General features: G+C 63.2%; 19 protein-coding genes. 5 read left to right on the forward strand and 14 right to left on the reverse strand.

The annotated features are described in order from the left end of the window. Nucleotides 1-6: 6 nt before the first annotated feature. On the forward strand, nucleotides 7-762 hold the full coding sequence (locus tag HYG77_RS25005; RefSeq protein ID WP_208960969.1) for an SDR family oxidoreductase: 756 nt from the start codon (nucleotides 7-9) through the stop codon (nucleotides 760-762). 95 nt (nucleotides 763-857) lie between these two features. Here HYG77_RS25005 and HYG77_RS25010 read toward each other — a convergent pair whose 3' ends face one another. The 14 genes from HYG77_RS25010 to HYG77_RS25075 form a co-directional block, all read right to left on the reverse strand. After that, nucleotides 858-1874, reverse strand: a complete 1017-nt coding sequence (locus tag HYG77_RS25010) for an MBL fold metallo-hydrolase (protein ID WP_109332056.1) — start codon at nucleotides 1872-1874, stop codon at nucleotides 858-860. Then, nucleotides 1871-2206 (reverse strand): EthD domain-containing protein, encoded by a 336-nt coding sequence (locus HYG77_RS25015; protein ID WP_208960970.1) that lies wholly within the window; start codon nucleotides 2204-2206, stop codon nucleotides 1871-1873. Before HYG77_RS25015 ends, HYG77_RS25010 begins: the two co-directional genes overlap by 4 nt. Before the next feature lie 67 nt (nucleotides 2207-2273). After that, nucleotides 2274-2897, reverse strand: coding sequence for a TetR/AcrR family transcriptional regulator (locus HYG77_RS25020; protein WP_109332053.1), 624 nt, complete (start codon nucleotides 2895-2897; stop codon nucleotides 2274-2276). Between the two features lie 40 nt (nucleotides 2898-2937). After that, the gene (locus HYG77_RS25025) at nucleotides 2938-4455 is read right to left on the reverse strand and encodes a class I adenylate-forming enzyme family protein (protein ID WP_208960971.1); all 1518 of its coding nucleotides are present in this window, start codon (nucleotides 4453-4455) and stop codon (nucleotides 2938-2940) included. Between the two features lie 41 nt (nucleotides 4456-4496). Next, entirely contained in the window at nucleotides 4497-5546 is a 1050-nt protein-coding gene (locus tag HYG77_RS25030) for an alcohol dehydrogenase catalytic domain-containing protein (RefSeq protein ID WP_208960972.1), read from the reverse strand. Then, nucleotides 5546-6334 carry an SDR family oxidoreductase gene (locus tag HYG77_RS25035; protein WP_208960973.1) on the reverse strand — a complete coding sequence of 263 codons (789 nt, stop codon included), beginning with the start codon at nucleotides 6332-6334 and terminating at the stop codon, nucleotides 5546-5548. The genes HYG77_RS25030 and HYG77_RS25035 overlap by 1 nt, the downstream gene beginning before the upstream one ends. Before the next feature lie 17 nt (nucleotides 6335-6351). Next, nucleotides 6352-7110, reverse strand: a complete 759-nt coding sequence (locus HYG77_RS25040) for a glucose 1-dehydrogenase (protein ID WP_208960974.1) — start codon at nucleotides 7108-7110, stop codon at nucleotides 6352-6354. Next, nucleotides 7107-8309, reverse strand: a complete 1203-nt coding sequence (locus tag HYG77_RS25045) for an acyl-CoA dehydrogenase family protein (RefSeq protein WP_208960975.1) — start codon at nucleotides 8307-8309, stop codon at nucleotides 7107-7109. The genes HYG77_RS25040 and HYG77_RS25045 overlap by 4 nt, the downstream gene beginning before the upstream one ends. Before the next feature lie 29 nt (nucleotides 8310-8338). After that, a complete protein-coding gene (locus tag HYG77_RS25050) occupies nucleotides 8339-9316 on the reverse strand; it encodes a phosphotransferase family protein (RefSeq protein ID WP_109332047.1) in 978 nt (325 codons plus the stop codon). Further along, nucleotides 9313-10521, reverse strand: coding sequence for an acyl-CoA dehydrogenase family protein (locus HYG77_RS25055; protein ID WP_208960976.1), 1209 nt, complete (start codon nucleotides 10519-10521; stop codon nucleotides 9313-9315). Before HYG77_RS25055 ends, HYG77_RS25050 begins: the two co-directional genes overlap by 4 nt. Before the next feature lie 57 nt (nucleotides 10522-10578). After that, on the reverse strand, nucleotides 10579-11730 hold the full coding sequence (locus tag HYG77_RS25060; RefSeq protein WP_109332044.1) for a thiolase family protein: 1152 nt from the start codon (nucleotides 11728-11730) through the stop codon (nucleotides 10579-10581). Next, on the reverse strand, nucleotides 11727-12104 hold the full coding sequence (locus HYG77_RS25065) for an OB-fold domain-containing protein (RefSeq protein WP_109332043.1): 378 nt from the start codon (nucleotides 12102-12104) through the stop codon (nucleotides 11727-11729). Before HYG77_RS25065 ends, HYG77_RS25060 begins: the two co-directional genes overlap by 4 nt. A 37-nt stretch (nucleotides 12105-12141) precedes the next feature. Beyond that, on the reverse strand, nucleotides 12142-12930 hold the full coding sequence (locus HYG77_RS25070) for an enoyl-CoA hydratase/isomerase family protein (RefSeq protein WP_109335260.1): 789 nt from the start codon (nucleotides 12928-12930) through the stop codon (nucleotides 12142-12144). Between the two features lie 95 nt (nucleotides 12931-13025). Then, complete coding sequence (locus tag HYG77_RS25075) at nucleotides 13026-14165, reverse strand: acyl-CoA dehydrogenase family protein (protein ID WP_208960977.1); 1140 nt, start codon at nucleotides 14163-14165, stop codon at nucleotides 13026-13028. A gap of 94 nt (nucleotides 14166-14259) precedes the next feature. On the opposite strand from HYG77_RS25075, the gene HYG77_RS25080 reads away from it, so the two are divergent. From HYG77_RS25080 to HYG77_RS25095, 4 genes are all read left to right on the forward strand, one after another. Next, nucleotides 14260-14634 carry a nuclear transport factor 2 family protein gene (locus HYG77_RS25080; protein WP_109332041.1) on the forward strand — a complete coding sequence of 125 codons (375 nt, stop codon included), beginning with the start codon at nucleotides 14260-14262 and terminating at the stop codon, nucleotides 14632-14634. 3 nt (nucleotides 14635-14637) lie between these two features. Further along, nucleotides 14638-15015 (forward strand): hypothetical protein, encoded by a 378-nt coding sequence (locus tag HYG77_RS25085; RefSeq protein ID WP_109332040.1) that lies wholly within the window; start codon nucleotides 14638-14640, stop codon nucleotides 15013-15015. Between the two features lie 205 nt (nucleotides 15016-15220). Beyond that, nucleotides 15221-16792 (forward strand): MFS transporter, encoded by a 1572-nt coding sequence (locus tag HYG77_RS25090; protein ID WP_208960978.1) that lies wholly within the window; start codon nucleotides 15221-15223, stop codon nucleotides 16790-16792. Nucleotides 16793-16853: 61 nt separating this feature from the next. Continuing rightward, nucleotides 16854-18785, forward strand: a complete 1932-nt coding sequence (locus HYG77_RS25095) for an FAD-dependent oxidoreductase (protein WP_208960979.1) — start codon at nucleotides 16854-16856, stop codon at nucleotides 18783-18785. The last annotated feature ends 510 nt before the right edge of the window (nucleotides 18786-19295 follow it).

Genomic DNA, 19295 nt, shown 5'->3' on the forward strand with positions numbered 1-19295 from the left:
ACTTCGATGAAAACCAGACTCCGCGACAAAGTGGTGCTCGTGACGGGCGCCACCGGAGGGATCGGGATCGAGATCGTCGCACGCCTGGCCGATGAGGGCGCCCATGTGGTGGCCACCGACGTCGACGCGCAGTCGTGCGAGAATCTGGTGTCGGCGCAGGAACAGCCCGACCGGCACCAGGGTCTGGCTCTGGACATCACACAGGAGTCGCAGTGGCAGAGCGTGGTCGACGCTGTATCGGGGCGTTACGGGCGGCTCGACGCTGTGGTGAACAACGGAGCGATCGGTAGCCTGGAGACCGTCGTCGACGAGGACCTCGACCGCTACAACCGGGTCATTGCGGTGAGTCAGACCGGAACCTGGCTCGGCATGAAGCACGCCGGCAGTCTTATCGAACGAACAGGCGGTGGCTCCGTTGTCAACATCTGTTCGATCCTGGGTACGGTGGGCGGTCTGGGCAACAGCTTCGCCTACGCGGCCGCCAAGGGTGCGGTGCGGACGATGACCAAGAACGCTGCGTTGCACTGGGCCACCAAGGGTGTGCGAGTAAATTCGGTACATCCAGGCTTCATCGAGACCAAACAGCTGCTCGAACGTTTCGAGGGGACCGAACGTCATCGAGCGATGGTTGCGCACACCCCGATGGGACGGCTGGGCCGAGCGTCGGAGGTAGCCGCGATGGTGGCGTTCCTCGCGGGCGACGATTCGACGTTCGTGACCGGATGCGAACTCTACGTCGATGGTGGTTGGACTGCCGATTGAACGAGCTTCATCCCCGAGAGAGCAAAAATTTGTCCCCATAGAGGTATCCGGAGAGGGATACCTCTATGGGGACGTTTGTGGTGTGTTCGACTTCCTCAGCTCATGCTGAAGACGTCCACGCCGTCTTTGGTGGCTACCGACAGGAGGTCGCGGTCGACGAGGACGTCGAGGTGTGCCAGTGTCTCGCAGGTAGCGACCATTTGATTGAAAGAATCGAGTGCGTCGAATACGCGCTCTCGGCGCGTCCACGTAAGGGCCTGAGCGACTCGCAGACCGGTGCTCGGCCCCAATCGTGCAACAGCATTACGAGTTTGGTTCAAGCGGTGGTCGTGGTGTTCGAGCAGTTCCAGGCAGCGCGCGTGGACGTGGGTGCCGGCCGGACCGTGGGCGGGCAGCATGACTCGTTCGGGCTCATCGAGCATCAGTGTCAGAGACCGTAGGTACTGCCCCAGGGGTAGTTCCCAGTTGCCGAGTTCGAACCCGATGGACGGTGTGATCGTCGGTAGCACGTGATCGCCGGTGTAACAGACACCTCGATCGAGATCGTGAAAGATCATGTGGCCCTTGGTGTGCCCGGGCGTGTGGGTGGCAATCAACGAGTGACCGGCGATGTCGACAGGGCCAGGGGACAGCCAGATGTCGGGCTGTTCCCAGTCGTCGGGAGCGAAAGGCTCGGCGATTGCCCTACGGCGCGCCTGCTCGGCGATGACGGTGTCGCCCGCACGATGGAGTTCGCGGATCGAACTCTCGGGGACGTTGCTCTCCAGCCTCGCAATGGCGGCAATACCCGGGGCCTCGGCGCGTCCGAGGTGGATCCGGGATCCGTGGCGGCGTCGCAATTCCACCGCAAACGTGTAGTGGTCGCGATGTACGTGGGTGACGTAGATGTCGTGGATGTCCGCAGGTGAATAGCCGATCTGAGTGAGCGCCGCGGAAAGTTCGTGATGGGTCGACGGGCGATGCCACCCACCATCGATCAGCGCCAGTCCGTTGTCGGTCTCCAATGCATACACGTTGATCGCGCGCAAGCCATCTTGCGGCATCTCTAGCGGGATTCGGTGGACGCCTTCGGCGACTCGGTGGGCACCGGCCTCGGCCCACTCGGAGGTCATTCGGCGGTGGTGACGAGGGGAACCATGGTTTTCTCGTCGCCATACCACATCATTCGCCGACCACCCATTGTTCCGACATGGTCGACCGCGGCTTGCCATTCCGGGCTCGCCAACGCGACGTCGAGGCATTCACGTGATGCAAAGCTCAGGACCGAGAGGCCGTCCCAGCCTTCTGATCGACTGCCGAAGGATTCGAGAAGTTCGGTGTGCTGCCAACGCAGCAATCCTGGCAGCGGGTAGGTGACTTCGGCATGCCCTCCGCGCCACCACGTCATAAACTGCTCGTGGGTCCAGTCGGTGGGACGGGCGGCGATGAGAATGAGATTGTACATCGAGTCTCCTAAGTGAATTCGGTTCATTTCAGTGGGTCGCCAGGAGAGCGCGCAGACGGCAAGGTACCTACGCGCGAACGACGCGCAAGGCCGCGTCGGTAATCAGCGTGGTAATTTCGTCGAGCGTGATCTTGCCGCCCGGGCGGTACCAGCGCCAGACACTGATGATCAGCGCGAGCACCAGGCGGCCCAGCAGATGCGCGTCGGAATCGACGAAGTCGCCGGATTTGATCCCGCGGGTGATGAGGTCGGTCCAATCTTGTTCGATCTTGGCGACGAGTTCGCGAGACCGGAGGCGCTCGGCCTCCTCTTTGACCGACTGACGTTTGGTGGCCAGCAAATCCATATGGTTCTGCAGGATGCGACGCTGAGAGGCGTCGGTCGGCGATGCCTCGAGAGACGCGGCAACGGCTGCACGTAATGCTTCGACCGGGTCGGACGTCTCGGCTGTGGCGGCGGTGAACCGTTCGGCCGATTCGGCCAACTCGAGCCGCATGATGGTCAGCAGACAGTGTGCCTTGGACTCGAAGTAGTGATAGAGCGCGGTCTGGCCGATGCCCACTTCGTCGGCGATCGACGCCCACTTGGTGTGTTCGTAACCCACCTTGCCGAATTGATCGATCGCGACCGACAGAATGAGACTGCGCTTGGACCGCGGGCTTTCCCGGCGAACCTCGGTCTCAGTGCTCATGGCTCCCCCTGTGATAAGACAAGTACACGCGTACCCGACTCTACCTGCCCTGAGGTGAATTAGGGTCAATCTTGGTTGCAAGGGCAGACGCGATGCTCACCGCATCGGGTCGTGACAGCTTACCCACCCGGTTCTGAGGTAGGTCGTCAACGGTGAATACGTACTCGGGCCATTTGAACTTGGGGAAGTCGGCCGCAGCAAGCTGTTCCGTCACCCGCGTGAGGGTCAGATCTTCACAATCGGTGACCACCAGCGCTGCAGCTCGCTCGCCGAGGAGTTCATCGGGAACAGGGACCACACATACTTGGACGACACCGGGAAGGCCGGCGATCGCCGACTCCATCTCGTTGACGTCGATGTTGCGGCCACCGCGGATGATGATCTGTTTCTTACGACCTATCACCTGGATGGTGCCGTCGTCGCCGACCTCCACCAGATCGCCGGTGGGCAGGAACCCGTCCTGGGTCAGCATCGGCGGGACCGGGACGCCGCCACGTGCGTAGCCGACAAACATCGACGGACCCTTCACCTGGGCGTCGCCGACCTCACCAGTGGGTACCGGGATACCGTCGGAATCCACGGCCCGCACGATGGTGCCGGGAAACGGGCGCCCGTCGCGGCCGAGGCGGATGGCCGGGGGGTCTTCGAGTGCTGGTGTGGTGTGGCCCAGGCACTCGGACATCCCGAACACCCGCAGGAATGTGGTTCCCAGCGTTGTCTCGGCCTTCTCGAGCGCACTCTCGTTCATCGGGCCACCGCCCACCGTCAATGCCCGGACGGTCGAGAGCCTGCCTTCGGAGCCCTCGGTCACCGAGAGCTGTAGTGCCATGGTGGGCACCAGCATCGTCCACGCAACACCGTTCTTCGCCATCGCGTCGACTGCCCCGGCGGGCGACCACTTACCGATCGCCACGAGGGTTCCACCGAGGTAGGCCGGCAGGTACATGCCGAAACAGAATGCAGCCACCGAAGACAATGGGACAAACGCGCCGATCGCTTCACCCGGTTGCAGTCCGACGGTCTCGATCGTGCTCTGGCATGCGTACCGGATTGCCTCTTCGGACTGTACAACGCACTTGGGGCGTCCAGTCGAACCGGATGTCATCGCAATCGCAGTGCCACCCTGCCAGCGTGCAATGTCGCCGAACCCTCCGGGGGCCGAACGCAGCAAGAGCGTATCGAACGCCTGTTCCGAGTCGGGAAAACGCGCGGAGTCGATGCTCCAGTGCGAAAGTGAGGTCGGATCGGCCACAACGATGTCAGGTGTGATGTCCTCGAGCGCCAACTCGAACTCGGCTTGGGTGGCGTGGGGGCTGAAGACGGCGACCAAGCCGCCCCGTAACCCGACGGCCACGGCGGTGGCCAAGGTATGCCAGGTGTTGTCGGCCTGGATGAGCGCGGTGGGCGGTGCCTCATCGATGCCTGCGATCCGGTCGGCGAGTGTCCGGGCGGCATCGACAATCGACCCGATTGTGTGGCTCCCCAGCTCGTCGATGACGGCAACCGCATCGGGGTCGGACTCGGCCCGGGCGACCATCTCCTGTGCAAGTTGCTTCACTGCGCTGTCTCTTTCATCGTCGCGGTCGTAAAAGGATGAACTCAGAGGCCGGGAACAAGGACTCCGCGCCCGGCGAACGAGCCCGAACGTAATTGTCGGTAGGCATCCCGAACCTCGGAGAAACCGAATCTCGTAACCTCTGCATGCAAGGTGCCGGCTTGTGCCAACGCAACCACGTCCCGGAGGTCGTCGGTCGTGCCCCAGAACGGGGCACCGACCTGCCAGCCGCTGACGAAACCGAGGTCTTTGCCGACGGTGAGTCGTCCGCCGGCGCTGCCGACGACGACGATTCGCCCGCCGGGCGCAAGCAGCCCCGGTGCGGGTCCGATGGTCGGTGGTGCACCGACGAAGTCGAAGATCAGATCGGCTCCGCCGAGGGTCGCGATGTCGCGTGCAGCCCCCTCAAGTGTGAGATGGCATGCCTTCGCGCCCGAACCGATGGCAAGCTCGTGAGCCTGCTCGCGGGTGTCCACGGCGACGATCCGGCGGACACCGAGCGCCCGCAGGATCTGGACGGCCAGGTGGCCGAGTCCGCCTATTCCGACGACCACGGCAACAGTGTCACTGTCGATCAGGTCTTTGTGCAGACGAATCGCGTGATAGGCGGTGAGTCCGGCGTCAGCCAGCGGTGCAGCCTGTTCGGCAGGCAGGGCGCCGGTGGGAACGAGTACATCGGCAGACGGGACCACCATGAGTTCGGCGAGACCGCCGTGATGACCGAGACCGTTGCCGATCGGTGAGAGGCGACCGCCCTGCCGGGGGACGAGCTCGAGGCAGTAGTTCTGTCGACCGCGTCGACAGTTCCGGCAAGCCTGGCAGGACCAGATGCCGTGCACCACCACCGATTCACCGATCAGGCTGCGTTTCCCCTCTGGTCCGGCGTCGACGACGATGCCGGCGACCTCATGGCCGAGGGTCAGGGGTAGCGGATAATCGAACCGCCCGACCGGGGAGTCCATGACACCGAGATCGGAACGGCACAACCCGGCCGCGCCGACCTTGATCAGGAGCTGTTTGCCGGTGAATGCAGGTTCGGGGACCTCGCGAACAACAGGTGATTCGCCCCATGCTGTGAGCTGGACGGCCAACATCAGCGCGCGGTCCAACCACCGTCGACGACCAGTGTCTGACCAGTCACGTAGATCGACGCGTCGGAGGCGAGGAAGAGCACGGCCCCGTTGATCTCACCGTCAGTGCCGCCACGGCCGAGCATGGTGTTCCGGCGTACCCAGCCCGCGGACTTGTCGTTGCTGAAGAGGCCGTCGGTCATCTCGGTATCGAACCACCCGGGGACAACCGCGTTCACACGGATACCCCGGCGGCCCCATTGACCGGCCAGTTCGCGGGTGAGTCCTAGCGTGCCTGCCTTTGATGCGGCATAACTCGCACCGCCGATCGGGGCGGTGGACACCAAACCGATCACCGAGGAGATGTTGATGTATGACGCCTGCTCGCCCTCGGCGAGGCGGCCGGCCGCGTATGTGGCCAGGTGGAACCCCGCCACCAGGTTGACCTCGAGGATCGAGTTGAAGCCCTCGGCGGTCTCCTGTTCGGCTTGTGGGGGACCGGGCTTGCCGGCGTTGTTGACCAGGATGTCGAGGCGGCCGGAGCGGTTGTAGCACTCGTCGACCAGGGCCTTGCGATCACTGTCGTCGGTGATGTCGCACTGCACGGGAACGATGCCGGGGACCTCATCGCCAAGCGCGTGGAGCCGGTCGAGTCTCCGCGCGGCGGCGTAGACCGTGGCGCCGGCGCCGGCGAGTGTGCGGGCAAAGCCGAGCCCGAGTCCCGACGACGCCCCGGTGACGATCGCGGCACGGCCGGATAGCCCGAACATCGCGGTGAGCATTGATTCGCGTGCGGAGCTGTTGTTGGTCATCAATTCTCCAGTCGGCATCAGTAGACCGCGGTTCGTCCACCATCAACAGGGATGATGGCACCGGTGGTGTAACCGGCAGCGTCAGAGGCCAGGTAGGTTACCATTCCGGCAATTTCGGCGGGCAGCCCGAGGCGGCCTGCCGGCAGGCGGTCGACGATCTTGCCGATGAACTCATCGTCCCAGTTCTCTGCCATGTCGGTGGCGAAACCGCCGGGCATCACGCAGTTCACACGGACGGTGGGGCCGTACTCCTGTGCGAATGCGCGGGTGAGGGCGTTGAGTCCGTTCTTGGCCGCGGCGTACATCGCCTCGGGTGGGCTGGGGCGCTCGGCACCGATGCTCGAGATGTTGATGATCGATCCACCGCCGGCGGCGGCCATGCGGTCACCGGCAACGGCCATCAAGCGGAACGGACCCTTGAGGTTGACTTCGATGGTCTTGTCCCACAGTTCTTCGGAGACCGAAGCCAGATTCTCCGCCAACGGTGCGATACCTGCGTTGTTGACGACGATGTCGATGCTTCCGAACTGCTCGATGATCGAATCGACGGCAGGTTCGATGCTGTCCCACTTGCCGACGTGCAGTGCAAACGAGTGTGCGGTGCCGGGGCCGGATTCATTCAATTCCGCAACGGCACTTTCACAGGCTTCAATCTTGCGACTCGAGACGATCACAGTGGCGCCGACTTCGAGGAGACCGCGGGAGATGGCCAGACCGAGGCCCCGGCTGGCGCCGGTGACAAGAGCGACCTTGCCGGTCAAATCTGTTGTGTTCATTTGTGCTTCTTCACTTCCAGGCGTGCGATGGTCCGCAGGTGCACTTCGTTCGGGCCGTCGGCGATCTGTAGGGCACGGGTGATGGCGTGCAGGCGGGCGAGGATGGTGTCGTCGCTGACCCCTGCTGCGCCGTACGTCTGGACGGCGCGGTTGACCACGTTGTGCGCGACTTCCATCGCGGAGACTTTGATCGCGGCCACTTCTGATCGGGCGGCGGCATTGCCCTTGGTGTCCATCAGCCAGGCCGACTTGAGGACGAGGAGACGAATTTGGTCGATCTCGATGCGGCTGCGAGCAATCCATTCACGGACGACACCCTGGTCGGACAGCGGTCCACCGAAGGCAATGCGCTCCAACGAGCGTTTGCACATCATGTCGAGTGCGCGCTCGGCCATCCCGATCGCACGCATCGCGTAGTGCATCCGGCCGGGACCGAGACGGCCCTGGGCGATGGCGAAGCCGTCACCCTCGGCACCCAGCATGTTGCTAGCCGGCACCCGTACGTCGGTGAACTGAACCTCGCCGTGTCCGAGGCGGTCTTTGAATCCGAACATCGGCAGATCGCGTAGGACCTCGATGCCGGGTGCGTCAGCTGGAACCAGGATCATGCTCTGCTGACGGTAGGTCGGGCCGTCCGGATCGGACTTGCCCATGAAGATGATGAGTTTGCAATCCGGGTCCAGGACCCCGGAGGTGTACCACTTCCGGCCGTTGAGCACGTACTCGTCGCCGTCACGGATGATGGTCGAGGTTATGTTGGTGGCGTCCGAGCTGGCGACGAAGGGCTCGGTCATTGCAAAGGCAGAACGAATGCTGCAGTCCAGCAATGGTTTGAGCCACTGCTGCTTCTGCTCTTCGGTGCCGAACATGGCCAAGATCTCCATGTTGCCGGTGTCGGGGGCCGAGCAGTTGATGGCCTCGTTGCCAATGATCGACCGGCCGACGACCTCGGCCAGTGGTGCGTACTCGAGGTTGGTGAGTCCAGCACCCAGGTTGTCGTGACACATGAACAGATTCCACAGACCCCGCTCACGAGCGATGTTCTGTAGATCGCGCATGATCTGCGGCTGCTCGTGCGGATTCTCGTTGGCCGCGATCTGTGCGTCATACACCGCCTCGGCGGGGTATACATGCTCGGCCATGAAAGTTTCGAGCTTGTCCTTCAATTCCTCGGTACGAGGGGAATAGGCGAAATCCACGATGACTCCTGCGGTTTGAAGGTGCTCGTCTACGGACGTAGCAGGGCGGTGCCCGTCTCGATCAAACGATTGATCGTGGCCGGGAGTTTTTCTTGATCTGGGTCGTGATGGCGACCCTCGCGATGGCGACGCAGGTTGTGGCCCATGATGGCGGCCATCTTCAGCCGACCCAGTGCGTTGAACCACTTCTGGTCGGGCAGATTCGAGGATCCCCCGGTGTAGAGCGCGACGAGTTCGTCTTCGGTGGGCAGCCCAGGCACCTCTCGTCCCACGCCGGGAAAGTTGCTGCCGTCCGCGAAGACGAGAAACCAGCCGAGTTCGACGCGTGGATCACCGGTACTCCAGATCTCCCAGTCGATCAGGGCGACCGATTCGAGGCCCTGGGACAGGATGTTGCCGAGACGATAGTCACCGTGCACCAGGGTGGGGGTGATGGGCTCGGGTATATCGGCTTCGAGGAGGGCGAGCAGTGTGTCACCGCCGACCACGAGCTCGGGAGGCACCGCGCCCAGCGTCTTCGCCCATCGCGACAGTTCTTTTTCGGGGGAGAGAGGTTCGGAGATCCCCGGTATCGATGCGAGGTCGACCGCATGCAAGAGCGGGAGCACTTCGGCAGCACGACGCATACGCGCGGCAGCAAGCGTCGGCTCGACGGGGGGATCGTCGAGTACCGGTTCCAGTGATTCACCGGCGACGAACTCCATCGCGAACCACGCGGGTTCCTGCTCGTCGACGGTGAGGATGTGGGGTACGGGAACGTCGGTGTGCTCGAGTGCCTGCAAAATTGTGGCCTGCCGCAGCATGTCATGCCGGCCGATCGAGCGTTGGCCTTCGGGAACTGCCTTGATAACCACGTCGGGCCCGCTGGTACTGACGCGATAGGTGAGACCGGAGTGTCCGCCGGGCAGCACCTGGAAATCGGTCATGGTGAGCCCGCACTCGGACTGTAGGCGCTGTGCAACCCTGGATTTCAGATCTGAGCTGATTGTGACATTCGGGCCGGTCATGGTCGCGGCTCCCTCGGTAGTCCGAGCACCCGCTCGGCGATGATATTGTGCTGGATCTCGTCGGTGCCGCCGGCGATTTTGTAACCGGGGGCGCCTAGAACATGCTCACTCCAGGCGAAGGATCCCCACCGCCCGGGATCGGCGGTGAGGTCGCGGCCGAGCAGCAGCCGGGCGACCTCGGATGTGCGGGCCATAGTGTCGGTGGCCAGGAGCTTTCCGAGTGAGGCCTCGGGGCCTGGATTGTTACCGGCCACCACGGCGCCCGCAACCCGCATGTTGCTGACACGCTGCAGGTAGCTGCGGGTGACGAGGTCGGCGACCTTGTCGCGCTCGATCTCGCTCAGTTCACGACCGAGGTTCTGGGCCAGCGCCACAGCCTGATCGGCGTTGGCCAGGCCCAGATTGCCGCCGTCGAGGCGTTCGGCCGCAAGTACGGTGAGCGCGACTTGCCAGCCTTTGCCGACCGGACCGAGGCGGTAGGTGTCATCGAGCGTGACGGTGTCGAGGTAGACCTCGTTGAACGAGCTGCCTCCGGTCATCTGCCGGATGGGTCGGATGGCGACACCGCTGGCGTCCATCGGGACCAGGAAGACGGTTAGTCCGGCGTGTTTGGCGGCGGCCGGGTCGGTGCGGCAGACCGCGACACCGAAATCGGACACCGAGGCGCCCGATGTCCAGACCTTGTGGCCGTCGATTTGCCATCTGTCGTTGGGTTTCTGAACTGCCTTGGTGCGAACGGCCGCGAGATCGGAGCCGGCCTCGGTTTCGGAGAACAGCTGGCAGGCGATGAGATCGGTGCGCAGTAGAGCACGCACGTAACGGGCCTTCTGGTCCTCGGTGCCCCACTGCGCGATAGTCGGTGCTACCAATTGCTGTGTCACCGAGAACATCTCGGTGCGACGGGGAATGTCGAAGGCTTCTTCGGCCCGCCGGAAGGCGAGCACGTACGACAACGGTAAATCGCGGCCCCCGTATTCAGTCGGCCAATTCAGTGCACCCCATCCGGCGTCGAACTTGAGCTTCTCGTAGCGCGAGATCTCATCGGTGTGCTCCCGCTCCTGCTCAGCGGTCCAGTTCTCGAAGACCGCCACCGAGTCGGAACCACTGCCCCAGACCGATTCGGTGCGGGGCGGAGCCACACTCTGGAGCCATGCGACTGCCTCATCGGTGAAGGTGGCGAGATCGGGGAGGGTGTGTGCTGTCACTGAATTACTCTCTGTGCCCTAGTCGTAGCTGGCGCGGTCATGTCGGATCCGGCCGAATCAAACTGTCAGAACGGTGCAGGCACTGATGCCCGGTGCGCCGTACACGTGTGTGAAACCGACTTGGGGAGTGCCTCGCACCTGACGGTCGCCAGCCTCACCACGCAGTTGGGTGACGATCTCGTGGACCTGCCGCAAACCCGACGCACCGATCGGTTCACCGTTGGCGATGCATCCGCCGTCGGTGTTGATCGGGATCCAGCCACCGATCTCGGTGTCACCACGGGCGATCATCTCTTCTTGCTCGCCGGGCTCGCAGAAGCCGCATTCGGCCATGTGCATGATCTCGGCGCCGCTCTCGGTGTCCTGTAGCTGGGCCACGTCGACGTCAGACGGTGCCAGACCGGCCTGTTCGAACGCGGCGCGGGCTGCGTCGGCGCTGACGCTGGTCGGTTCTCCACTGCCCTGGATGGCGGGACTGAAGACCTCGAATGAACCGAAGCGCCTGGTGCGATGGCTGATCGCTCGCAGATGGATGGGTGTGCGATCGATGCGCTCGAGCGCCTCGGGGCTGGCAACCACGATCGCGGCGGCACCTTCACCCGGCGAGCAGAACATGTAACGCGTCAGCGGATCGTTGACCATGTCGGCGGTGGCGATGGCCTCGGCCGACATCGGTTCCTGCCGCCATGCATTGGGATTGAGAGAGCCGTTGCGGTACGCCTTTTCGGCGACCCGGGCCAAGGTATCGGCAGAGATGTCGTACAGGCGCATATAACGCGAGATCTTGGCGCCGAAGAACTGGGTGGTGACCATCAGGCCGGCATCGCCGTAACCTTCGGGCAGGCCCCACTCTTCCGGACGGGCGTTGAAGGCGCCGCGGGGGTGTTTGTCGAATCCGACGGCGAGTGCGATGTCGGCGGCACCTGCCCGGACGGCATTGACCGCGGAGAACAGTGCACTACCGCCGGTGGCGCAACCGTTCTTGACATTGGTGAAAGGTATTCCGGTGAATCCTAATTCGGCGACCAGCGTGTCGGCCAGACCGGATCCGTCGCTGCCGCCGAATGCGACTTGCACATCGGGCCACGACAGTCCGGCATCGGCGAGCGCATTGTTTATTGCGGTGACCGCCATCTCGCGTCCGGTGACGCCGGGTTGCCTTCCGAACTTCGAGAGTCCGGCGCCGACGATGGAAACGGGCTGTGTCATTGGGAGGCCCCTTGCGTGGTGAAACGTCCGACCGCGAACCGGGGCACCGGTGAGATGGCAACCAAGCTCACCGGTGCCCGGTCCAGTTCATCGAAATGATCGCAGTCGAGGATTGCCTCGACCTTGATGCCTTCAGGGAGTTCGACGTAGCCCACTGCATAGGGAGAGAAGCTCTCTGCGGGAGGGACATACGGCGGCGACTTGGGAGCAAAGCGTTGGATCGTGTAGGCCCACACAACACCCTCCGTGCTGAGAGTCAGCGGATCCGCGGTCGGGGTGACGCACTTGCTGCACATCGTGGATTCCGGGAATGCAACGGTGCCACATTGCGAGCACCTGCTGCCGCGGAGGACCACGGCCGACGACTCTTCCATGTCTGTCCCTTCAAGTTGAAGATCTAGTGCCGACAGATCAGCGACCGACCCACTTCGGCTCGCGCTTTTCGAGGAATGCAGTGACGCCCTCGCGGCCGTCTTCGGACTGCAGGGCGTTGCCCACTGCGAGGTGCTCCATCACCATGAGCGACTGGATGTCGGCGTCGAGGCCGCGGTCGATGGTCATCTTGGTGAGCTTCATCATGAACGGGCTCTTGTCCACCAGCGGTGCGATGAAATCCTCGACCAGCTGATCGAGCTCTTCGGCGGGAGCCGAGGCGTTGATCAGGTCGAAGGCGTCGGCCTCTTTGCCCGAGAGCAGCTTGCCGGTCAGCATCAGCTCCTTGGTCTTGCGGATGCCGATCATGCGGGGCAGGCGATAGATGGGGCCGGCTCCACCGAACAGTGCGCGACGGATGTGGAAGTCGCCGATCTTGGCATCGTCCGCGGCGACTGCAAAGTCGCACGAGATCATCAGCTCGAAGCCACCGGCGGTCACGTAACCTTCGAGGACTGCCACCGACGGGGTGTTCATCGAGTACAAACGGTCACAGACCTTGGCCGAGAGCACGGCGACGTCCATCGCGTTGGTGCTGCCGACGTAATCCGAGAGCAGGATGTCGAGGTCGAAGCCGGAGCAGAAGGTGTTGTTGACGCCGCGCAGAACCAGGACCTTGAGGTTCGGGTCGTTGTCGACCTCGACGATGATCTCGTCGAGACGGTGCAGCAGTTCGGGGGTGACGGCGTTCTTCTTGTGCGGCCGGTTCAGCCAGACGCGGGCGACGTCGCCGTCTTTCTCCAACAGGATGTGGTCGGTGTCGATCATCATTGAGCCTTTCTGTCGATCTTCGAAATTGAACTGGATTCACTTCAGTATTGACCATCAGCGTGATCCGCGTCAATACTTGACCTGAACTGAGTTCAGATTCCGAGAAGGGATGCGATCCGGGCGCGGTGCACCCGTGAATCACCCTGTAGAGCTTCGTTTCCCATTGCGCGACGGAAATAGGAGTGGGCGGGGTGCTCCCACGTGAAGCCGACACCACCATGGAGTTGGACGGTTTCGGCGGCCGCGTGGATGGCGGCGTCTGTACAGACTGATCCGGCCACAGCAATGGCCAGGCGGGCGGCGGCTGGGTCCTCGTCGTAGACGGCTGCGGCGTAACGACAGGCCGAGCGCGCTCGCTCGAGCTCGATCAGGACATCGGCGAGGCGATGCTTGACTGCCTGAAATGATCCGATCGGTCGGCCGAACTGGTGCCGGGTCTGGACGTACTGCACGGTCATCTCGAGCAGCGCGTCGACGATGCCGGTGTTCTCGCAAGCCAGCGCGAGCGTCGCGAGATCCCGCAGCTGTGTGCAGATCTCTTCGTGGTCGGCCGCGGTGGTCAGTGCGAGCGCGGGTGCCTGCCGCAACGTCAAATCCGCTTGTCGTCTGGTCGGGTCGATGACCTCGCGTTCGGACGGCACAAGGTGATCGCCTGCAGTCGTGGCGAACAAGCGACGCCCGGAGGTGGTGTTCGCGGAGACGATGACCACATCGGCGCCGGCGCCACCGAGTACGTGGGTCGCCATACCGGTGAGAGTCCACGCGTTGCCGGCCTCGCTGGCGTGGACGTCGTCGGTCTCCGGCGTCAGTGAGGTCGCGGTGGCAATTGTTGTGCCCTCGAGGACGTTGTAGAGCAGGTCGGAGATGTCATCGGCGGTTGCCGAGAGCAGAGCGGACATGCCCACGACTGCCGAGGTGTAGACGGGCTCGCAGACCAGGTTGCGACCGCATTCCTCGAGGATGATCCCGAACTCCACCATGCCGTACCCCAGGCCGCCGCGGTCTTCGGGTACGGCGAGCGCGGTGATCGACATGTCCTCGACCAGTCGTCGCCAGAGGTCGGGTGAGTAACCGACCACGGTCTCGGCTGCGGCGCGGACCTGCTCGATGCCGCTCCATCTGTTGAGCAGGCCGCGAATCGCATCGCGAAGCTGTGTCTGCTCGACGCCTGGGGTCAGTGTGGACGGTTCCGAGCGAGGCCAGGGCGCCTCAATGGCGGTGGTGATGGGCATGACGCTCCAATTGACGTGACTTCAGTTTGGTTTGAAGCCACACTAACCTGGCGAACTCTCGACAAGAAGGGGTTTCCCGAACTAAGTTCATTTCATGAGCTGTGACATCGAGAAATACTATGCCGCCGTCGACAGCGGGCACATCGAAAACGCCGTCGCGATGCTGGCACCGGACGTCGAGTTCGCCATGGTGCTACCCACCGGCATCAAGCACGGCAAGGGGCGCGAGGTCATGCTCGGTTACCTCCAGGGGCGTCCCCCGGTGGAGCGCAAGCACCACATCCAGCGGGTTGCGATTGCGGATGATCTGCAGTTCGCCCACGGTTCGGTCACCGATGACGGCGTCACAACGGGGTTCTTCGTCGGCGTGATGCACATCGGCCCTGATGGTCTGATCGACCGCTATCAGGTGTCTTTCGATTCCGAATTCTCGCTACTGCCAACCGCCCTGACCTCCGAAAGAGACTGACCCATGACCGATACCGCGCTGTCGACCCCGATTCTCGCCCAATGGTTCGAGTACATGGATTCCGACGATCCGGACCGGGTACTCACCATGATTTCCGACGACTTCGAGATGTCGGTCCAGTTCTCGAAGGGCCGTGGCCAGGCAGCAGAATTCGTGGGCGACCGTGCCGGTCTGATCGTGTACCTCGCCCAGCGGGAGAAGAGCACCTTGGTTCACCACATCGACAAAGGCGCGCTGGTCGGAGATGTTGAACTGGTACTCGGGCGCACCACCCGCGATGGTGAATTCGAGGCATCATTCAACGCGACTGCTCAAATCGACGACAACGGCAATGTGCGCCGGCTCCTCATCGCCCGCACCCCTGAGCTCGCGTTCGCTTGAATGCCCATCGTCGGCGCCGTGAAGGAGTCCATTGTGTAGCGGTCGTCGAGACCGTTGTTGCGGCAAGATATTCGTTTTCACCCGACCCCGCACGAATCGATGCCGGTCCGATTGCGGTGCAGGTCATCTCGTCTCAATACGACGAGATGACGTGCCCCAGATATCAAAAGCGAGGCGGATTGCATTGAGCGAGGAGGCGGGTATCGTGGGCGAGTCGCAGATGGGGTCCTTTGCTCCCTTGCGGATCCGGCGCCTACGCCTGCTCTTGCTCCTGGAACTCGGTGCCAGCGTAGGCATATGGATACTGGTTCTCGCGGCCCAATGGATCCTGACCGAGGCGGGCGAATCCGCCACCACCGTATCGGCGGTCCAGTTCGCAATCAGTGTGCCGTTCTTCCTTTTTGCCGTGCCGATCGGCGCAATCGTCGAGTACACCAGTCATCGTCGGCTCCTGGTTGTCACGTCGGTGGTGCTACTCGCCGCATCGATCGGCCTGGCCGTTCTGGACTTTCTGGGTCATGTAGGTGTCGCTGTACTGATGGGCAGCGTCTTCGTCGCCGGAGTGGGACTTGCGGTCGTCGCCATCGTCTGGCAAGCGCTGTTGCCCCACATCGTCAGCAGGGACATGATGGCCGTCGTCCCGGCCATCGATGGCGCCGTGTTCAACGGTGCGCGCGCTATCGGACCGTTGATCGGCGGTGCGATCCTTGCCGGCTTGGGCTCCACCTGGGCGTTTTCATCCGCCGGTGCGATGTTTGCTGGGTGCGCGCTGATCGCGGCCCGGCAGGTCCCCGCTACCGCGGGCAGCGCTTCGATACGTCGCCCTCTCGGCCGGGCGGTGTCGAGCGGTTTGCGCTTCATCCGGTACTCCAGATGGACGCGACGGTTGCTCGTCCGGTTGACCATCTTCGGGATACCCGCGAGCTGTCTTTGGGCCCTCCTGCCGCTGGTCGCCCACGACCGTCTGCACACCAGTACCTTCGAGTTCGGTGTGATGTCGGGCGCCATCGGGGTGGGAGCGGTCGTCGGCACGATTGCGCTGATGCCACTGCGTGCCCGGATGACGTGGAATCGATATGTCGCATTGGGTTCGGCCGCCTATGCATTGGCACTTGGCGGAATGACAGTCATCACCCGATTCGATTTGATGCTGGTACTGATGGTCGTCGCCGGCGCAGCCTGGGTGGGGGTCCAGAGCACCTGGATGATCGCGGCGCACAAAGTCGTGCCGACGTGGATCAAGGCGCGTGTCATTGCGTTCATCATGTTGATGTTCCAGGGGAGTCAGGCGGTCGGGGCGATCTTGTGGGGTGTGCTGGCCGATGTCGTCGGCCTGGTTCCTGCCGTCGCGACCGCGGCCGTGCTCATGTTCGTGGCTGCCGGCGGGGTATTGCGGCGTGGCATCTTTTCCAGCGAGGGCATTGTGCCGGATCCTGCAGAGGTCGAGAATCCGGCTGCGCCTTTCGGTGACTATGGTGAGCGACGCGTGGTCATCGAGACGACCTACGTGGTCGCTCCCGCGAACCGGTCCAATTTCCTGGCCGGCATCCGGACGGTACAGCACTCACGGCTTCGGCTCGGGGCACTCCGATGCGTGGTGACGCAGTCTGCCGAACTCCCGGACATCTTCGTCGAGTACTGCATGTTCAGCGATTGGGCCGACTACATCTCACAGGAGACCGAGCGACTCACGCAGCCGGAGAAACAACTACGTGAGCGGGTGGCGACCACGCTCGAGTCCAGACCGTCATCGCGGGTCTTGTTGGTGACCGACTGACCTCCCCATCATCGTGCATCAGGGGTCGTCAGCGCGGCAGTGCACAACGGAAGAAGGAATCATGGTAAGTGAGTTCCCGCATCTATTCTCGCCTTTTGAGGTCGGCGGAATCAGCCTCAAGAATCGCCTGGTGGCACTGCCTGCCGGGACGAGTATGGCTGAGCGCGGTGTTCCCACTCACGGGGATACGGAGCATTTCGAGCGTCTTGCCGCAGGCGGCGTAGGGCTGATCATCGGTGGTGCCACCGTTGTACACCGAACGACGACTCTGCGTTCGCGAAAACTCGTCGAGGCCTACGGTGACGAGTTCGTGCCTGCGACGTCGGCGAAGGTGGCGGTGATCCACCGCCACGGCGCCCGTTTTGTGGGGCAATTGTGTCACCTCGGACGAGAATTCATCGGTGGAGAGTCGGACGCGCCGCCTTCCGCGCCGTCTCCGATCAAAACTGTGCGGGATGCCTACCCGCCACACGAACTGTCCGTCGCGGAAATCGAGGACATCATCGAAGGGTGGCGGGTCTCGACGCAGAATCTGGTCAAGGCGGGCGCCGACGGGGTCGAAGTCCATGCGGCACACGGCTATCTTCCCGCTCAGTTCATGTCGCCGTTGACCAACCAGCGAACCGATGACTTCGGTGGCTCATTCGAGAACCGGATGCGGTTCACACGGCTGGTCATCGAGGCAATGCGGTCGGTCATGCCGGTTGGGTTCGTCCTGGGAGTGCGGCTCAGCGGCGAAGAAGAGATTGTCGGTGGGATGGGGATCGACGAGTGCGTCCGAGTAGCGGAGAATCTGACCGAACTGGGCATCGACTACTTCAGTATCACCCACGGCACTCGCGGCAAATATGTGAAGGACTCGACGAATGAGGATGCGGTTGCCATCCCATCGGCCTCGAAGATTCGGGCTGCGACAGGTGTGCCGACTCTTGTCGGCCAACGTATTCGGGATGCGGCCACCGCCGACCATGCCATCAAATCAGGTCATGTCGACATGGTCGGAATGGCGCGGGCACTGATCGCCGATCCTGATCTACCGGTCAAGTCGGAGACCGGCAGGCTGGACGAGATCAGGGGCTGCCTGGGTATCAATCAGGACTGCCGGGCGTTCGACCCCCATCTGCACTGCGCCGTGAACGCGGAAGTCGGGCGTGGCCGGCATCCGAACGTCGGTACCGTGCCGCTGCGGTCCAAGGAGGTATTTGTGGTCGGGGGCGGTCCCGCCGGCCTCGAAGCAGCACGGGTCGCCTCCGGCCGTGGACATCGCGTCACCCTGTTCGAGGAGAACACCGTCCTCGGAGGCAGTGTTCGAGTGGCTGCGGCCTCACCCCACCGTGCCACGTTGATAGACATCGTCGATTATCTGGAACGCGAACTCAGACGGCTGAAGGTCGATGTCAACCTTTCGGCGGGGATCGGCGCGGACGACCTCGACGAAATTCGTGCGGTAGCGGACCATATTGTCGTAGCTACCGGTTCTCGGCCGGCGCAGCTTCCAAGCGGGTTGCACGGACGGCCCGCAGCGACCGTCGACGACGTCCTGCTCGGCCGCTTGCCTGAGGTACGAAGTAGACGGGCAGTTGTCTTCGATGAGGGGGACGGGTTCTGGCCGGCTTACAGCGCTGCCGAGGCCTTGGCGCAGCAGGGCTGGCACGTCACCTTTGTCACCCCGCTGACCGCGCTGGCCTCCCGCGTGCCGGCTGAGAGCGTGGGACCGCTGCTCGGTCGACTCGGGGACGCCGGGGTGGAGTTCAAGGTGGCGCACTCGCTGGTGATCCCAAACGATTCCGCAACGCCGTTCCTCTTGCGTCCTGTTTTCGGTACCGGCGACGTCGCGTGTGATGAGGTACTAGTGGTCTGGCACCAACCGCGTGTTCCGGTGCCCCTTGGGCTCGAGCCTGATGAAACGGTTAGCGTCATCGGCGACTGCATCACGCCGCGGCGGATCGGTCACGCCATTGCGGAGGGTTACCGGATCGGCGCCGAACTTTGAGCGCTGCGCGGTTATCGGGGCCTTGGTGCCCAACCATCCCATTTCTCGTCAGCCAGTTGCAGTTCGACACTATGCGCCAGTGCTGCGAAAGCATGCTGGGTGGGACAACGTTTCTAGGCAGAAGGGCGTCGTGACGGCGCTCATCGGAAGTACCCACCTTCGCTCTACAACACTGCTCACCCGGTAAGGGGACCACGTCGCTACTGCTCGGATCAGCAGGTGCTCGAGGGATGCCATGGCCTCAGCCAGCCAGGATGCGTTGGAACACGACCACGAGTGATGCCTCGTCGGAAGATCCAGTAGTCGAGGTGTCCCGCCGAACAACGGCGCTGGCGGAACACAGCGGTACTGCCACCACGGAAAGGCGTCCGATGCCACAGTCGCTATGCACTGAATCGACACCTCCATGCTCGACGTCGATGCCACTTGTCCCCACCGCGTCGTTGGGGCCCGGACCTGGCTACCAGGACCGATGATCGATGCAGGGCTGTGCGACGAACGCAGCCGCCA

It is taken from the genome of Rhodococcus sp. ZPP (assembly GCF_017656075.1).
GTDB lineage: Bacteria > Actinomycetota > Actinomycetes > Mycobacteriales > Mycobacteriaceae > Rhodococcus_F > Rhodococcus_F oxybenzonivorans.

Coding starts and splice junctions, on each gene's coding strand:
- HYG77_RS25065 (WP_109332043.1), bottom strand. CDS start 12,104: ATGGAAGAGTCGTCGGCCGTGGTCCTCCGCGGCAGCAGGTGCTCGCAA.
- HYG77_RS25010 (WP_109332056.1), bottom strand. CDS start 1,874: ATGACCTCCGAGTGGGCCGAGGCCGGTGCCCACCGAGTCGCCGAAGGC.
- HYG77_RS25030 (WP_208960972.1), bottom strand. CDS start 5,546: ATGTTGGCCGTCCAGCTCACAGCATGGGGCGAATCACCTGTTGTTCGC.
- HYG77_RS25080 (WP_109332041.1), top strand. CDS start 14,260: ATGAGCTGTGACATCGAGAAATACTATGCCGCCGTCGACAGCGGGCAC.
- HYG77_RS25020 (WP_109332053.1), bottom strand. CDS start 2,897: ATGAGCACTGAGACCGAGGTTCGCCGGGAAAGCCCGCGGTCCAAGCGC.
- HYG77_RS25050 (WP_109332047.1), bottom strand. CDS start 9,316: ATGACCGGCCCGAATGTCACAATCAGCTCAGATCTGAAATCCAGGGTT.
- HYG77_RS25015 (WP_208960970.1), bottom strand. CDS start 2,206: ATGTACAATCTCATTCTCATCGCCGCCCGTCCCACCGACTGGACCCAC.
- HYG77_RS25035 (WP_208960973.1), bottom strand. CDS start 6,334: ATGACCAACAACAGCTCCGCACGCGAATCAATGCTCACCGCGATGTTC.
- HYG77_RS25070 (WP_109335260.1), bottom strand. CDS start 12,930: ATGATCGACACCGACCACATCCTGTTGGAGAAAGACGGCGACGTCGCC.
- HYG77_RS25005 (WP_208960969.1), top strand. CDS start 7: ATGAAAACCAGACTCCGCGACAAAGTGGTGCTCGTGACGGGCGCCACC.
- HYG77_RS25075 (WP_208960977.1), bottom strand. CDS start 14,165: ATGCCCATCACCACCGCCATTGAGGCGCCCTGGCCTCGCTCGGAACCG.
- HYG77_RS25060 (WP_109332044.1), bottom strand. CDS start 11,730: ATGACACAGCCCGTTTCCATCGTCGGCGCCGGACTCTCGAAGTTCGGA.
- HYG77_RS25085 (WP_109332040.1), top strand. CDS start 14,638: ATGACCGATACCGCGCTGTCGACCCCGATTCTCGCCCAATGGTTCGAG.
- HYG77_RS25040 (WP_208960974.1), bottom strand. CDS start 7,110: ATGAACACAACAGATTTGACCGGCAAGGTCGCTCTTGTCACCGGCGCC.
- HYG77_RS25095 (WP_208960979.1), top strand. CDS start 16,854: ATGGTAAGTGAGTTCCCGCATCTATTCTCGCCTTTTGAGGTCGGCGGA.